The sequence below is a fragment of the Flammeovirga aprica JL-4 genome (genome assembly GCF_012844305.1).
Taxonomy (GTDB): Bacteria; Bacteroidota; Bacteroidia; order Cytophagales; family Flammeovirgaceae; genus Flammeovirga; species Flammeovirga aprica.
In genome coordinates this window covers 1-17250 of sequence record NZ_JABANE010000042.1, presented here as the reverse complement: position 1 = coordinate 17250, position 17250 = coordinate 1, and the positions used below count along the sequence as shown (strand labels likewise).

The following is a 17250-nucleotide window of genomic DNA, read 5'->3' as shown; positions in this document are numbered from 1 at the left end:
TACTACAAAATTAACTATTACTATTCAAACGTTCAATTTAATTTATGTTATAAAAAAAATAACCTAGCTACAAAATGCAGCTAGGTTAAATTTCTACTTTACGTTTCGAAATAAATCTCCTGCCACGACCTTAAGTTAACCCCAAGGAAGAGCAGGATGATTTTTCTATAATTTCTTCAAACCTTTTAACTCAGACTTATCTTTTGCTTCTGTGATGCTGATTGCATAACCACCACCTGGAGCAGTAAATTGAGATAATTTAGATTTGCTCGTCACAACGTATTTCTTGATTTCGTATGCTTGAGGATTGTCTTTGAAGTGAGCATCCTTAGCATCAGCGTATACTGTTGCGATGTATTTTTTACCTTCTGTTAAGAAATCAAATTTGATTGTAGAAGTACGAGGTGTTTCGTCGTTTGTTTTACCCACAAACCAGTTGTCAGCACCTTTTTCCTTACGAGCATAAGTGATGTAGTCACCTGGCTCAGCTTCTAATACCAATGTTTCGTCCCAGTCAATTGCTACGTCTTTGATGAATTGGAACGCATCCATGAATTTCTCATAGTGTTGTGGCAAGTCCGCTGCCATTTGTAATGGAGAGTACATTGTCACGTACAATGCTAACTGACGAGCGATTGTAGTTCTTACATAAGAAGTTCTGCTTGGATCGTACTCGCTGATGTCTGTTACGAAGATACCTGGAGTGTAATCCATAGGACCACCCACTAATCTTGTGAATGGAAGGATTGTAGTGTGATCAACGTTGTTACCAACGAATGCTTCATACTCTGTTCCTCTTGCAGATTCGTTACCGATCAAGTTAGGGTAAGTTCTGCTTAAACCTGTAGGACGAACCGCTTCGTGAGCATTGACCATGATTTTGTAATCCGCCGCTTTTTTCACTGCATGTAAGTAGTGGTTGTTGATCCACTGTGAGTAGTGGTGATCACCTCTTGGCAAGATTGGTCCTACATAACCTGATTTTACAGAGTTGTAACCGTTGTCCGCCATGAATTGGTATGCTGCATCCATGTGACGCTCGTAGTTTCTTACAGAACCAGAAGTTTCGTGGTGCATCATCATTTTGATGTTTTTAGATTTCGCATATTCACGTACTTCATCCACATCAAAGTCAGGGTAAGGCGTTACGAAATCGAAAACGTAGTCTTTAGACTTACCGAACCAGTCTTCCCATCCTTCGTTCCATCCTTCTACTAATAAAGCATCAAATCCGTGCTCTGAAGCGAAGTCGATATATCTTTTTACGTTTTCAGTGTTTGCAGCGTGCTTACCGTTAGGCTTCGTTTTAGAGTAGTCTGTTACTCCTAAGTGTACTGAGTGCACATCATCAGTGTAAGCCCATGAGCTCATACCTGTGATCATTTCCCACCATACACCCATATATTTTACTGGCTTGATCCATGATACGTCTTCGATAGCACATGGCTCGTTCAAGTTCAAAGTGATTTTTGATAATAAGATATCACCTGCATTTTTAGAAGCGATAACTGTTCTCCAAGGCGTAGGGCGAGGTGCTTGCATGTAACCTTTTACACCTTCAGCGTCTGGCGTTAAGTGAGATTCGAAAATCATGTTCTTATCATCCAAATCTAAGTGCATACATGAGTACTCTACTAATGCCGCTTCGTGAAGGTTGATGTAAATACCTGACTCAGATTTCATCATCAATGCAGTTTGTACACCTGTTTGAGAGAAACCTTGCTGAGAAACGTTTCCTGTATATGCCTTTTCCATTAAACCTCTAATTTCAGATAATTTAGAAGTTACATAATCATACTCTTGTGTATCGTAGTCACCAGGGATCCACCATGCTTTGTGGTCACCCGCCATTGCAAACTGCGTTCTTTCTTCTTCGATTACGAAGTAAACTAAGTTCTTTTGCTCTGGGAACTCATATCTGAAACCTAAACCATCATCAAAAAGACGGAAACGGATCACCATTGTTCTGTCTGTTGACTTTTGATTTAATGTTACTACTAACTCGTTGTAGTGGTTTCTGATTTCTTTTGATTCACCCCATACAGGCTCCCAAGTTTCGTCAGCAGAAGACTCTTTAGTATCTACTACTTTAAAGCCTTTGATTAAATCTTCAGCATCTTTTAATTGAAGACCAAGCTTACTTTCTTTAATGATCGCTTCACCGTCTAAGTCCAATGCATACGTAGGAGTACCTTCTCCATTTACATCAAACGTCATAGTGAAATTACCACTAGGTGATTGTAAAGATTGAGCATTTACTTGTAAGGTAAATACTGCCATTAAGATAGCTAATAAATATGTTCTCATAATTGCGTGATTGTTTTTCATTTCGATATCACAAACTTAGTGTATGTTTTACACCCTCAAAAGGGAAAGTTGTTAAAAAGTAGTTGATTAATTTAATTAAAATACTGAAAAACAACAATATAACACCAATTAAAAACCTTTAAAAAGTAGTAACACTTTTATATATTTTGCGGAATCAGGGCCAATAAAAAAGGGTTGTTATTGAATTTTCATTAATTGTTTTTCAAAATCTTCCCTTCCAGCCTTCGCATTGTTACGTGCTTTTGTTCTGTAGTTATAAATAGTTGTGATTGAGTATCTCAAAAATTCAGCAATTTGTGTACTTTCCTCTATCCCCAATCTTACTAACGCAAAAACTCTTAATTCTGTATTCAGCAGCTCATTCTTCTTTAATGTGATTTTTGCACCATCTACCATTAGGTCATTATAACTTTCTACAAAGTTGGGGTAAAGTTTTAAAAAGGACTGATCAAAATCTTTATAGAAAATTTTCAATTCCTGATCCACTATTTCTTTTGACTTTAGGATTCTCAAGAGATCTTCTTTATTGGATTTATTGCCTTTTCTCAAGAGTTGCATTCTATAATCATCCAATTTGCCAATATAAGTCGAACACAATTTTAGATACCTCGCAATAGATTCTTCCTGAATATTATTGACGTTCATCAACTGTTTATTGGCATTTTCAATTTCCTGTTTACTGCTTTGCAATTCGTCATTAAGCTGACTCAATAGCTGATTGGTTTCTTTGACCTGTGCATTTGAAGATTCTAACTCCTTCTTCTGCTTCTGAATAAAAATCAAACCGAAAATAAGAATGATCAACAAGATGCAAACCACGACCGTAAAAATCATAATGTACCTTTTTACCTTCTCTCTATTTTCTTGATAGGAATGATCAATCAAAGGTAAAATCTCCAATACTTCAGACCGCCTCAACTGTGCATTACTCTCCACCGCATCATCCAAGGCCACTTTTATATAGTGATATGCCCGGCTGATTTCATTGATTTTATACAGCTCCATGGCTAATTCTCTTAAAGAAGTATGCTCTTTAACACCATTTAGAATATCAGACTGAGATGATAATGTGAGAAAATCGATTTTTTTATCTGTTAATCCTTTTCTTCCATAAGCGTCTGCCAATGTATAGGCAGTAGAAGCATACACTCTATCTTCAATTTTCACACCTTTCAGAATACCTTCCAATATAACAATAGCCTCTTCCAGCCTTCCCGTTTCTTTATATAATTCTGCTTTCGCTAAATGATGCCCCAAATCATTTTCCGGTAAAGCATTCATCAAGCTGGTTTCGTATCCTTCCCATTTCTGACGGTAAGTGCTTCTAATCGAAGAAGTATTTCTTAATGAAGAAAGCGTGTTATACAACACTGCATTGATGGAAAAAAACTGCGATTGATAGGCTTCAGGCAATGCAACTCCTTCGTATTCGTTTAAAATAGCCACTGATTCGTGGTACAGCCCCACAAGGATATAAGCTTGGGCCAAAAGTAGTCTTGCTTCAATTATTGTATGCTCTTGCTGTAACTCATTGGCCAGTTTTAGGCCTTTTCTTGAATAATAAAGTGCTGAATCAGCATTATAAGGAAGGTATTTCTGTGTGATCCTCTTTATCAATTCATACTTTCTATTAGAATTGCTTTCAATTTCCAATAACTGATTGATACCTTTTATTTCATCGGTTCTCTTCTCAAAATAAGATTCTCTTTGCTCCAATAGTTCATCTAACCTATTCAAAAGCTGCTTATCATTCGCATTTAATGCAAAAGAAGAACATAAAACCAATATTCCGAAAAGGAGTGTCGCTGATCGCATATATTATTTTTATTCATTTACATGTTGAAAGTAAAATAAGTAAACTAACAGACAAAATCCACCTACAGCCTAGTACTTGTTAACAAAAAAAGAGATCCATAAGATCTCTTTTTTCCTCTAACAATTTTTCATTGTTGTACATTCTTTTTACCAAGTATCTGTTCTAATCTACTTTCTAATAACTACCCTAAAAGTGTATTTAAAAGAAACTATCTATAACCATTTTCATTTTCATATTTTCAAAAATTCGGTCAATGAAATGCTTTCCATTGACCGAAAAAGAAGTGAATTGAAATGAACTTTAAGTACAGTTTTCAATAACTACTTAAAGCGTTTAATTCGATTTTTTCATTTTCATACTTACAAGACATTACAATCTTAATCATTAAATATTTTTTAATCGTGCTCCTTACGTTTATTGAGGTGCCACTTTATAAGTAAACACTTATAGTAATGCGTATTGATGTTTAATCGATGTTTTATCATTTAAAAAAAACATTCACTATCATTTAAAAATAGACCTAATGAAACAGATATTTTGGCTCAAAGCATTTTATGTCATCTCTTCTTCCTCCACTTCAAGGTCATTTTCATCCTCAAAACCTACCAACTTCACATTAATATTTCTGGTTAGAGCATTTTTCTTGAAATCTTGAATGATTTCTACCACATCAGGATGCATGGATAGATTCTTTGAAGCATCTATAATCACCTCACTTTCATTCGGCATAATCTTCAAAGTTCTCAGTATACTCGCCTTGTTCAAGAAGCTCACCTCTTCCGCTAATTGAATATGAATTGGCTCATTGCTTTTCAAATAATCAGGGTTAAGATGATAAGGCACCTTAAAGTTATTCCAGAGGATATGAATGATACCAACAGCCATACCCAAGCCAATACCTTTGAGTAAATCTGTGAATACTATACCAATCACTGTTACTACAAATGGCAAGAATAATGAGAAATCTTTTTTATAGAGAGTGATGAACTGTTTGGGGTTGGTCAGTTTATAACCAATCACTAAAAGTATGGAGGCCAAACAAGCCAGAGGAATCAAGTTTAAAATTTTTGGAATTCCCATTACACAAATCAATAGGAAAACACCATGCAGGAAGGCGGAAGTTTTAGTACGGCCACCCGTCTGAATGTTGGCTGAACTGCGGACAATCACTTGGGTGATAGGCAACCCTCCTATTAAACCAGAAATAATATTACCGGTTCCCTGAGCTACTAATTCTCGGTTAGTAGGTGTAATTCTCTTTTGAGGGTCTAACTTATCAGTGGCTTCTACAGAAAGTAAAGTTTCCAAACTACCAACAATGGCAATGGTCAATGCTACTATATAAACCTGACTGTTGGCAAGCTGTGAGAAATCTGGAGTGGTAAATTGAGCAAAGAAATCAGTGAGACTCTCTGCAACCGGCAATGCCACTAAGTGTTCTTCACTTATATCTAAGACAGGAATATCATCAAAAATCACATTCAAAATAACGCCAAGGCCAACGGCAATCAAAGGTCCTGGCACTCTTGATAAAACTGTTTTCTTGATGATGGGTTTCTCCCAAAGAATTAAAATAGTAAGAGATACTATGGAAATGACTACTGCTCCCGGCGTAATGGCTTCAAACATGTAAAACAATTCACTGAAGGTGTTGTGTCCATCTACCTGAAAAAAAGCAAAATCTCCTTCCGGGTCCTCGTCATAGCCCAAGGCATGTGGTATTTGTTTCAGGAAAATAATCAAACCGATACCACTCAGCATTCCTTTGATGACGGAAGAGGGAAAATAGTAACCAATGACACCGGCTTTTAAAACCCCTAAAATAATTTGAAACACTCCCGCAAAAACAACGGCTAGCAAAAACGTTTCAAAAGTACCCAGATCATGAATGGCATTCAATACAATGACCGCCAGCCCTGCCGCCGGACCACTGACACCCAAAGCCGATCCACTGACCAGAGAAACAATGATACCTCCTACTATACCTGCAATGATACCAGAAAAAAGTGGAGCACCTGAAGCCAGTGCAATTCCTAAACATAATGGCATGGCTACTAAAAACACCACTATACTTGCAGGGAGATCATATTTTAAATCTGAAAAAAAATTGGTTTGTTGATTCATCATGTTAGTATATGGTTAAGGAAATAGCAGAAGAAAAGCGAATAAATATGTTTTTTTAGCACTTATCAGCATTCAACCACTTAACTATTTTATTTACAAATGCTTAGCGATTACTGCAACATTAGTTTTGTTTAATAAAAATAAGAAAAAACGTCTCTTTTACACATATTTGTTTAAACAAAAAGCTAGATAATATTAGTTTTTGAACTTTATCATATAAAAAAATCTTCTACATTTGCTTAACAGACATTGAAATATAAATCATAAGAATGAAAACTCTATTAACAAAAGCTCTTAGTGTCACACTAGGTGTCAGTGCTTTGATGTATACTTCATGCGGTAACCAAACTGCAAAAGAGGAAGTTGCATCAGAAAAGGCTCTTGATCTATCGAACATGGACACTTCAGTAACTCCTGGTCAAAATTTCTATACTTACGCTAACGGTGGATGGATGAAAAAAGCTGAAATCCCTGCCGATAGAGGTAGATGGGGTAGCTTTGACGAGTTGCGTGAGCGTAATGAAAAAGCAACGCTAGACGTCCTTAACAATGCTATTGCTTCGGGTAAACTAAAAGAAGGCAGCGACGAAATGAAAGCTGTTTATGTTTACAAAAGTGGTATGGATTCAGCTACTATTGAAAAGCTTGGCACACAGCCTCTCGCTCCTTTCATGACTTTAATCGACGGTCTTAAATCTAAAGATGGACTTCAGGCTGTTTTAACTGAATTACACAAATCACAAACTGATGTGATTTTTGGACCAAGTGTATTCCAGGATTTGAAAAACAGTGAAATTCAATCTTTCTATATTGGCTATGGCGGTCTTGGTCTTCCAAACAAAGACTATTACACAAAACAAGATTCAGCCTCTGAGGTGACTAGAGAGCAGTACGTAAAGCATATCACAAATATGTTTAACTTATTGACGATCCCTAATGCAGAAAAAGCGGCACAACAAGTTTTTGAGTTTGAAAATGCTTTAGCACAGTTCAACCTGACACCTGTTGAAGAAAGAGACCCTACAAGAATGTACAATTTACGTACGGTGGCTGAACTCCAAAAAATGTGTAAGGTCATCAACTGGGAACAGTATTTAAAAGATATCAACGTACCTACTGAAACCGTTATTGTCACTCACCCTCCATATTTTGAGGTATTAGATGATATGATTGCTAAGGCTTCATTGGAAACTATTCAGTTGTACTTGAAATGGCACATTGTACATGAGGCCGCTCCTTATTTAAGCAGCAACTTTGTAGATGAAAGCTTTGATTTCTATGGTAAGAAAATGAGAGGTTTGGAAGAGAACCGTCCTCGTTGGAAGCGTGTATTGGGTACTACAAATGGTCTTGTAGGTTTTGCTTTAGGTAAACTTTATGTTCAAGAGGTTTTCCCTGAGGAAGCGAAGCAGAAAGCAGACAAAATGGTAGCCAATATCAAAGAAGCATTTGCTGCACGTATTAAAGGTGTGGACTGGATGACTCCTGAAACTAAAGAAAAGGCACTTGTAAAGTTAGAAGCTTTCAATGTGAAAATTGGTTATCCTGACAAATGGGAAACTTACGAAGGTCTTGAAATTTCTAAGGATGCTTACTTCCAAAACATTGTAAACAGCAGCAAATTCCAATTTGCTAAAAACATGAAGGAATACGGTAAGCCTGTTGACAAAACGAAATGGGGTATGACTCCTCAAACTGTAAACGCTTACTATCACCCATTATACAACGAGATTGTATTCCCGGCGGCAATTTTACAACCTCCTTTCTACAACTACCAAGCAGATGAAGCTGTAAACTATGGCGGTATCGGTGCAGTAATTGGTCACGAAATCTCACACGGTTTTGATGATTCAGGACGTCGTTTTGATGCTCACGGTGAAATGAAAGACTGGTGGACTTCTGGTGATGACGAGGCTTTCAAAGGAAAAGCTGAGATGGTAGTAAAACAATACAACGGTTATGAGCCAATCGAAGGCTTGCATATCAATGGCGAACTTACTTTAGGTGAAAATATTGCTGACCTTGGTGGTGTTGCTGTTGCTTATGATGGTTTACAACGCTATTTATCGTTACAACCTGAAAAGCCTGGTAACATTGACGGTTTTACTCCTGAGCAACGTTTCTTCCTTTCATGGGCTACTATCTGGAGAACAAAATCAAGAGAAGAGGCTTTGAGAACTCAGATTCAAACAGATCCTCACTCTCCAGGTCAATATAGAGCAGTGGGTCCTTTATCAGATTTCGATCCTTTCTATACAGCATTCAACATCGTAGAAGGTGATTCTATGTATGTTGCTCCTGCAGAAAGAGCGAAGGTTTGGTAATCAATCCTTTCTAAAATAGGAGGACTTAAGCAGTTGTGTAACTGCTTAAAAAGGGAAAAGTAACGATACTTTACGTTGCTTTTCCCTTTTATTTTATTCTGTTAATTGAAAATCACTCACATTTATTGTGATGCTCAAACCACCTACATACCCATCAGGGTAAATTCCTCCGCAATAAATTTTGGTTGGATAATAAAAAGTATCATGATACTCTACTTCAATGACAACTCCTTCCATAGGGTCTTCAGCATCATTAATTTTTGCTTTGCTTTCTGTTGCTATACGTTCTATAAAAGCATATAGTTCTGGTACTGTTTTATAGAATTCCAGATTAAAACCTTCCATTCCCGGCTCGACTGTAAAAGAATCATAGCTCCCGTCTTTTATCATTACTTTGACTTTCGGTTGTCCTCCAAAAGACGATGAAAACATTTGCTGTGTGAATGAATAATCTTTAATATCGCTTTCGGTCCATAATGCTAGGTTTTTATCATAAGTATCTTGATCAAAATCAAAAATTGATTTGTCATTATTACATGAGAAAAAGAGAAAAGCAATTGTGAATAATAGTAAGTTTTTCATGATCTAATAGTTTAGTTAAGTTTTTAAAAGTTAGTGTAAAGGTACTCACATTCCTTAAAGTAGCTCTATTTTCCACCTAATAATTAATAAAAAAAGGAAGAATAATCGTTGTAGATCACCCTTCCTCTTGATACAATATATTTATATGTAATACGCCTATTAATTCAACTCAATAGCGTGACCAATGCCTCTATATAATTCCACTTCTCCTTCAATCTCCACAGCAATCACCGTTACATACTCATCTGCTATATTCTCAGGTGTAAAAATCTGAACAATACCCGGAATCTCGTTCCAAGGGGCAGAGTCATTTACTTTATATTCCAACTCTTGGTCAGAGCCGACTACTCTAATTTTCTTCACCTTATTTTTCACTCCTTTCAAAGTCACAAACTCACTTGGTTTCTGAAAGTTGTATAAATAAATGGTCTTTCTGTCTTCAGATAAAGTTGTAGGACCAAAATAATGACCGTATTCCAAACCTGCTACAGTTCCATGTACGGCCTCATCATGTTTCTGTACCCATCGGCCAATATCTTCCAGACGAGTTCTTTGTTCTTCAGCTATTTCACCATTTGGTTTCGGGCCAATATTAATCAACAAATTACCTCCTTTAGAAATCGATTCTACTAATGTTTCCACCAAATATTTTGATGATTTATAATCAGTATCGGTTGGGAAATAGCCCCAGCTTGTATTCATCGTCATGCACAGTTCCCATGGTCGGTCGGGAGTTAAAATAGGAGGATCTTGCTCTGGCGTGTTGTAATCGCCGTATTGATTTAATCTTGAATTGACCACCACGTTCGGGTTCCATGTTAATAAAGAATCCTTGATGGCTCTTGAAGGCCATTCATGTGATTTGTGCTCCCAGTCACCATCAAACCAAACTAAATCAGGGGTATAATTATCAAATAATTCTCTCATCTGATTAAAGTTGAAATACTGGAATCTTTGCCATTCCGTCCAGTATTTCTCCGTTTTCCCTTGAGGATAAAGCTTTCTCAGCGTTTTCTCATCTCTTGGGAATGTAATAGGCGAATAATCAGGGTGTGACCAATCACAAAGTGAATAGTAAACCCCTACTTTCATTCCTGCTACACGAACAGCTTCTACATAAGGAGTGTAAAGGTCTCTTCCGGCTTTTGCATGATCTTTTGCATCAAGTTTGGAATATTTTGAGTCCCAAAGTGCCAGACCGTCGTGATGTTTAGAGGTCATCACTACATAATCAGCACCCATGCTTTTAAAGAGTTGGGCCCATTCTTTCGGATCGTACTTCTCTGCTGTGAATTGTTCCCCTTGCTTCATGTAGTCCTCCCATGTAATTCTCTGATGGTACATAGACCAAGACTCACTGATACCATTTACGCCATAGTACCCCCAATGTATAAAGACACCTAGTTTAGCATCTTTGAACCATTGCATTCTCTCATCGTAGCTTTTCATCTCCTGTGAGAATATTGATAAGGGTAAAAGGGTTAATAAAAATTGTAGTATTAGGTTTCTCATCTTTGATAATAATTTGATTTTCATTTCAAGTTCAAAAAAGCAGATATATTCACCGGTATAAAAACGAAACCGATTTAAATAATTGAAAAATGTATTAAATAAAAAAAACAGCCCACAAACTGCAGGCTGTATTTCCTCATTTTTAATTGTTATGTATTTTCGATAACGTGCTTACGTCATTATTTGTCTACATTGATAATACAAAGGTGCACATTACTTTTAAGACTAAATTCTAAAAAACAACAGATTACTTTCAAAAAACAACATTCTAGTTTTGGACGCTTCATTTCAAATTGAAGGATGAAAAATCGGGTTACAAAGCACACAATCCCAATAAATTTGTATTATAAATTAAAACAGACTATTATAGTAAGGAAATTAAAGACTAGCTTCTACAGCTTCAATGACTAAAAGCAAATTACAAATAAGAAATGCTATAAATAGTGTAAATAGACTAACAAACTATTCAACTTATTAAAAATCAATTAGTGCTTCAGGAGCTAGAAACATTCACATTACCGTATTCCAAATCATGAAACTTAGACAAATTATTTTTTCATTTTTTTTCATGCTGATCCTTATCAGCTGTCCATTAATCCTCCATTTTTTATTTTCAGATGGGTATCAGTTCCTGCTTGAGAGGGAAAGTCAGCATATTTACCTTACAGGTCATATCGTGTTTGCTACGCTGATCTTAATAGGCTCTATTTCATTTTTGGCCTGTGCCATACTTTCCAAAAATAGTGTACGTGGCAACAAAGCCCTTATCATCACTATTGCTTTACTGATCATTGGGGGCAGTATGTACGTGCTGTCAGGTCCTGTAATGAAAATTATTGATCAATCCCCTAACCTTCTTGAAGCTTATGAACAGCATCGCTTCCAAGATGAAGAACAGCTGTCTATATTTTTCATTATTTTCTTCTCCTGTGTGATTATATTCCTTATTTACTCCTTCAAAAAGGCAAAATGGTTTTTCTGGTTCAACCTATCTTTAGGAATCATTGTCACTGTATTTACAGGCAGCAGACTTTTTCATTTCTTCGACAGTGCAAAAAAATATAATAATTACCACAATGATGAACTCCTTTTAGTCAATCTGGATACTAATGATGAGTTTATCAGTGCTCAAACTCATGTGGAAAGGAATGAGGTCCGTTTTATTTTCACAAAAAAGATTGTTGGCAATCTCTATTATTATAACGATGTATTTCAATCTATAGGAATCAAATACTTACTTGAGAAAGAAGCTTCGGCTGGAAACTGGGGATACTTAGGTGAAAATGGAGATATTGTGGAAGAAATCACTGTGACTGAGGAGGAGAAAAATTAAATAAGTACAAAGTCAAAAATAAATCATAGTTAATTCTAATTTATTTTTTGTGAGTACAACGCTAAAAAACGTATTAATAGTGGTTCTATTGAAAGTTTTTTGAAGGAAGTAATCGCAAAATAATAAATAGAATTAGTATTAGATAATTTTGAATTTGTTCTTACACAAAAAAAAACAGCCCACAATCTGCAGGCTGTATTTCCTCATTTTTAATTGCAAATATTTTTATTGACAAGTACTAGTCAAATCAGTTTACAATTTAGTTGTTGGTATTTATACTATCTTCTATTGACTTTACAAATGTCTGCATAAAATGGGAAAAGGGATTTTAAAATCCGTCATCTTCTTTTCGAAAAACAACACATCTTTGTTTTTAGCTCTGGATATAAACAAAAAAACAGCCTACACTACGTAAGCTGTTTTTCTCATTTTTAATTGCTGGTAATTTAATTCTACCTCGAATAGAAGTAAATTACACTATGCTATCTGATTCACTAAAACTTGTTTACTACTATCTTGATTGGTGCACAAAGGTAATAACATTGTCTACTACAGCATATCAAAAAATGATTAATTAATATCAGATTGTGATTAATCCGGCATTTCTGAACGGAGTTTTGAAGGAGAGATAGAAAACTGCTTTTTGAAGCCATCTGAAAAGTGGGCTGAATTGCTAAATCCTAAATCCAAGGCAATTTCTGTAATCGCATCTTTAGAATTAATGATTCTTTTATACGCCTCTGCATACCTTTCTTTCATCACAAACTGATGGATAGGCAAACCGGTTACCTTTTTGAAGTTTTGCCTTAATTTGGTTACGCTCTGTGCAAACATTTTCGACAACTCCTCAATTTTCGGCGGATTGACATAATCCTTTTCCAATAGTTTTTTGATTTCTAAAATCACCTCATAATCTTCCTGCAACAAACCTAACTCTTCTCCCTGCTCATCTTCTTTGATCAGTTGTGTAAATAACAACGCCAATAGTTCTATTGCTTTGGCTATTGACAACACTCTATGCCCATAATCTTTCTCCCTTAATGCCAGAATTTCATGCAGGTTCTTTTCCATCAAAGTAGTAACAGGCTTTGCAATCACCCAAGGCTCTTTACTTTTAAAAAGTTGATCTAACTGTGTAAAACGCCCATTTACTATTTTCACCCAGTCTTCAATCCGCACACGAACGGCAATCCATCGTATCACCTCTCCTTTCAGTAATTTTATTTCAATGGGTGTTTCAGTATTAGACAATAAAACGCCATTAAGATGATTGGGCCCAACGCTGATATTATCTCTTTGCGGTAAATTGAATTCAGAATTGATAATAAAACGAACAATTAATAGCGGTGCCAAATCCTGTTCTATCGAAATAATCGTATCCTCCTTGAATGAAACCTCATTAATACCAACCGACACACCAAAAATATCTTCATAATAGGTAATATCTATTTTTACATCCTCATGATTCACATGTAAACGCTCTCCATCCCATTGACCATCAAATTCATCTGCAAAAAACTGATACAAGTCGGTGGTTTCGTGTTCTTTTATTGTATATTTCTTCAAAGTTCAATCCTCAATATGTGATACTTGTTACACAATATACCATTTGTAAACCGTATTTTTGTAGAAAAGAAATCAAAATGAAATTATTCCAAACATACAAATTTCACTTGATCGGCTTACTTGCCGGAGCATTTTTGGGCTACCTTTATTACAGTCAAATCGGCTGTTTGAGCGGTACGTGTACTATTACTTCCAAACCTTTAAACAGTACACTCTACGGAAGTGTTATGGGAGTATTGTTTATTGATTTATTTAAAAAGAAAAAATGAATTTCAAGACATTAAAATATAATTGGCCCATTACAAGAATCCTTTGGCTGGTACTGGGCATTGCTGTGGTTATTCCATCATTAATGGATCAGGATATTGTGGGGATAGTGATTGGGGCATTCTTGAGTATTGTGATGGGCGTAATGAAAGTGGGTTGCAGATCTGCAAAAAGCTGTTGTGGTAGTGGAAATGATAGTTGTGGGTGTGATTAGGATCAATTGCTGATCACTATTCTTTCTCCTAATTCTATTTCCGATAAATCTACTTTTATGGTATCATTCGACATAAAAGTAAAGATCCCTTTTGCATTTTGTATATTAGAATAAATGGTATCTGCTTTTACAGTTGGTTCTATATTAGCCAAAATAGCATTTCGTACAGACCGCTCATACATATAATGATCTTTCGATATTTTTGATAAAATATAATAAGCTGAATCCGCATCCATAAGTTCGTCTATCGTTTCATTGATCACCAATGTGTTTTGGGTAGCATCAATATGATGTATTTGATTCACTTCCTTCATTGTATCTTTCAAATACACATAAACCAACGTCTTGTAATATTCTGTATCCTCTCCTTTTTCAAAATAAAAACCCACATTCTGGCTGTCATATAATAATACAGAATCTAAAGTAACAGGCGATAACACTGAAGCCTCTGCTGTAAGAAAAATAGAATCTTTGTAATCAATGGAGAGCGAGAGTGTTCCTTCTTCAAAGGAGATATCATCATCAGAAACGTAATTGATAAAACGGTTATCTGCGCTTCTAGTATAAGTTAAGTTTTTCAGTGCATATTCTTGTTCGTTGTTCGAAACAAAAACATCCGCGTACCACACCGGTTTTACGATCAGTTCATCTGTCAGAAGGATATTATTAATTACTGTAATTTCTATTTTTCTATTGTCTGTCAGATAAGCCTCGACCGAGAAAAAACGTTCACTGTTAGACGGAATATTTATCCATTCCTCCTCAGCACTGCACCCCAAAAGAAGTAACAGCACTATCCATATATTTAATTTCATAATTGATAAGTGATTTTAAAAGATGGCAGAAATGGTATTAATGCTTTTTTCCTCCCTTGTATAAGGGACGGTTCGTTTTCTCTGGTGACTTTCTCAAAAGAAACAAAATAGGCATTTTTATTATTATAGACATTGAAGATACTTAATGTCAGGTGTAATTGATTGGAACGTACTGGAATCAAATAATTAGCACTTACATCCATCCTATGGCTTGCCGGCAATTCAAAATTGTTCCTTTCTTGATAAACTGGAATGACCGTTGTACCCGTCTGATTTGAAGGAGTTGATAAGATAAATGATGTTGGGATTGTAATTCTTTGTCCAGTGGAATAATACCAATTACAATTGAAAGAAAGTCTTTGCGTGAGCTTTTTGTTGACAGCAAAGGTAAACTGATGCTTTGGAGAATAAGCGTTTTGATAAGGTGCTCCATTATAAAGCTCCGGGTTACTTCTTTCTGCATCAAGATAAGTATAAGATGCTCTCAATGGAAGATTGAAAAAAGAAGAATTCAACTCAATTTCCCCTCCTTTGATGTGCTCAATTCCTTGGGTAATCTGCTCATTATCCCAATCGTTATACAAATACTCAGCCCCATCTTTATAATCAATCACATTCTTTTTATAGGTATAAAAAATGCCCGCCGTTAATTTCACCTCCGGTAAAAGAGTGACACTATAATCTAACTGAAGGTTATCTGATGACAAAGGGGCAATATTTTCATTGGTCCAATCCCACATATCAATTGGCATATCAAAACCGATATAAGGCAGATAATGAATGTTCTGAAAACTCTTAGTATAAGATAGATTGATGAGGTGATTTTCTGTCGTAAAATTAAAAGATAATCGAGGAGCTAGCTGTAAGTCCTGAAATTGATCTCTGGTATAATAATTCAAATTTACACCTCCATCCACATTCAAAAGCGAGCTTATTTGATAGTAAAAATGTGTTGAAAAATTGTGTTGATGTACAGATGAAATATCATTTTCAAACTCCCTTTTTTTACTAGAAGGCAATTCCCAGTAGTTCTTTACTTTCCCCCTCACTTGTTGATATTCTATTGCAGATTCTATTTTCAAATTCTCATTAATATCTCTGAAGAATTTTGTCCCAGCTATATAACTATTCAAATCATTATCTGCTGAAGTTTTATCATTATCTGCTTCATGAGAATGCTGAAAACTAAACTGATTTGCATTCAATCCGGCATAAAACTCAAACACTCCGAACTTGGTTAATTTAAGGTAATTCATCGCTACAGTCTGAGCAAACCATTCACTATTTATCAAGTTCTTGTTAAGAGTTGATTTTATATTATCATAAGATGAAATATAAGTGAGATTTAGTTTATCATTTTTATTGAGCTTTTTAACGGCATTGACACTAAAATCATCAAAGGTGTAAATTGGAATCAAGTCTTCATTCTGTATATCATTATAATAACCGCCTATCCAATCTAAGTACGCTCTACGATAACCAACATCTATTTTTGTACTTTCATTGATTCTTACTTTCGAATAGATTTCAGAACTCAATGTCCCCAACCCTAATTTCAAAGATGTTTTTTCAGGAATTTGATCATCCACATCTACGGTAAGGAAGCTCATTATTCCATTGTACATTGAGGAGGGAAAATACCCCTTATGAAAAGCTATTTTTCCTAATAGATCCTCTTGATAGTTGCTTGCTAAACCAAAAAGGTGATTGGAAGAATACTGAGGTATATTATTGAACAAAACCCTGCTTTCTCCTCTGTGAGAACCTCTTACATATAAGCCAGACTGTGTATCATTGGTCACTGTCACTCCAGGAAGTACTTGAAGATTGCGTTCTAAATTAAAGGAAGATAGAAAAGAGGGAGAGAGATTCACAATTTCATTTCTTGTGAACTGTATGGCTTTTTGTTCTTCTATTGCTTTACCTTCTATTGCCACCACTTCCAAAGTATCCGTCTTCGAAATAAGATATACTGTGGAATCAGAAGAAAGTAAAATAGGCAAAGTTTTATAATCCCAATGGGTAAGAAATAAAGTATCTCTCAAAATAGAAGAATCTAATATCAATATTCCATTTGGATCACTTTCTCCTATTAATTTTTGGCTGTAAGATATCGCTGTTACATGCTGAATGGGCTGTAAGTTTTTTTTGTCTTTTATGATCACTTTCGTCTGTCCCGCAATAAAATGAACATAAAAGAGGAATAAGATTGTAATCGGGAAGAAACGCATTCAGATAAAAAAATACAGAGAGAGCATGTCCTACTCTCTCTGTAAAATGAAAAATATAAATTATTTTGGTGATGGCTATTTTAGGTTGATCTAGCTACATCCGTTACTAAAATTACCACATTTATAGTAATGTTTTTC

At 35.6% G+C, this 17250-nt stretch carries 12 protein-coding genes; 4 read left to right on the top strand and 8 right to left on the bottom strand.

The features are described from left to right. Window positions 1-165 precede the first annotated feature (165 nt). The 3 genes from HHU12_RS15925 to HHU12_RS15915 all read right to left on the bottom strand — a co-directional run bounded on the left by HHU12_RS15925 (window position 166) and on the right by HHU12_RS15915 (window position 6271). Window positions 166-2307, bottom strand: a complete 2142-nt coding sequence (locus HHU12_RS15925; protein ID WP_205959897.1) for a glycoside hydrolase family 97 protein — start codon at window positions 2305-2307, stop codon at window positions 166-168. A gap of 198 nt (window positions 2308-2505) precedes the next feature. Beyond that, complete coding sequence (locus HHU12_RS15920) at window positions 2506-4143, bottom strand: DUF6377 domain-containing protein (protein WP_169657742.1); 1638 nt, start codon at window positions 4141-4143, stop codon at window positions 2506-2508. A 553-nt stretch (window positions 4144-4696) separates the two neighbouring features. Continuing rightward, on the bottom strand, window positions 4697-6271 hold the full coding sequence (locus HHU12_RS15915) for a SulP family inorganic anion transporter (protein ID WP_169657741.1): 1575 nt from the start codon (window positions 6269-6271) through the stop codon (window positions 4697-4699). A 266-nt stretch (window positions 6272-6537) separates the two neighbouring features. On the opposite strand from HHU12_RS15915, the gene HHU12_RS15910 reads away from it, so the two are divergent. Then, on the top strand, window positions 6538-8592 hold the full coding sequence (locus tag HHU12_RS15910; protein WP_169657740.1) for a M13 family metallopeptidase: 2055 nt from the start codon (window positions 6538-6540) through the stop codon (window positions 8590-8592). Between the two features lie 93 nt (window positions 8593-8685). On the opposite strand, the gene HHU12_RS15905 is transcribed toward HHU12_RS15910, so the two are convergent. Together HHU12_RS15905 and HHU12_RS15900 are read right to left on the bottom strand one after the other, a co-directional pair. Further along, window positions 8686-9174, bottom strand: coding sequence for a DUF6174 domain-containing protein (locus HHU12_RS15905; protein WP_169657739.1), 489 nt, complete (start codon window positions 9172-9174; stop codon window positions 8686-8688). A gap of 159 nt (window positions 9175-9333) precedes the next feature. Then, the gene (locus HHU12_RS15900) at window positions 9334-10623 is read right to left on the bottom strand and encodes an alpha-L-fucosidase (RefSeq protein ID WP_205959896.1); all 1290 of its coding nucleotides are present in this window, start codon (window positions 10621-10623) and stop codon (window positions 9334-9336) included. A gap of 595 nt (window positions 10624-11218) precedes the next feature. Between HHU12_RS15900 and HHU12_RS15895 the strand changes: the two genes are divergently transcribed. After that, window positions 11219-12019, top strand: coding sequence for a hypothetical protein (locus HHU12_RS15895; protein WP_169657737.1), 801 nt, complete (start codon window positions 11219-11221; stop codon window positions 12017-12019). A gap of 591 nt (window positions 12020-12610) precedes the next feature. On the opposite strand, the gene HHU12_RS15890 is transcribed toward HHU12_RS15895, so the two are convergent. Further along, entirely contained in the window at window positions 12611-13585 is a 975-nt protein-coding gene (locus HHU12_RS15890; RefSeq protein ID WP_169657736.1) for a helix-turn-helix transcriptional regulator, read from the bottom strand. Between the two features lie 77 nt (window positions 13586-13662). Between HHU12_RS15890 and HHU12_RS15885 the strand changes: the two genes are divergently transcribed. Both HHU12_RS15885 and HHU12_RS15880 read left to right on the top strand, forming a co-directional pair. Beyond that, window positions 13663-13854, top strand: a complete 192-nt coding sequence (locus HHU12_RS15885; RefSeq protein WP_169657735.1) for a DUF6132 family protein — start codon at window positions 13663-13665, stop codon at window positions 13852-13854. Next, window positions 13851-14066, top strand: a complete 216-nt coding sequence (locus HHU12_RS15880; protein WP_169657734.1) for a hypothetical protein — start codon at window positions 13851-13853, stop codon at window positions 14064-14066. The genes HHU12_RS15885 and HHU12_RS15880 overlap by 4 nt, the downstream gene beginning before the upstream one ends. A 2-nt stretch (window positions 14067-14068) precedes the next feature. Here the strand turns inward: HHU12_RS15880 and HHU12_RS15875 are convergent, their stop codons facing one another. Together HHU12_RS15875 and HHU12_RS15870 are read right to left on the bottom strand one after the other, a co-directional pair. Next, complete coding sequence (locus tag HHU12_RS15875; protein ID WP_169657733.1) at window positions 14069-14881, bottom strand: hypothetical protein; 813 nt, start codon at window positions 14879-14881, stop codon at window positions 14069-14071. After that, the gene (locus HHU12_RS15870; RefSeq protein ID WP_169657732.1) at window positions 14878-17112 is read right to left on the bottom strand and encodes a TonB-dependent receptor plug domain-containing protein; all 2235 of its coding nucleotides are present in this window, start codon (window positions 17110-17112) and stop codon (window positions 14878-14880) included. Before HHU12_RS15870 ends, HHU12_RS15875 begins: the two co-directional genes overlap by 4 nt. Between the last annotated feature and the right edge of the window lie 138 nt (window positions 17113-17250).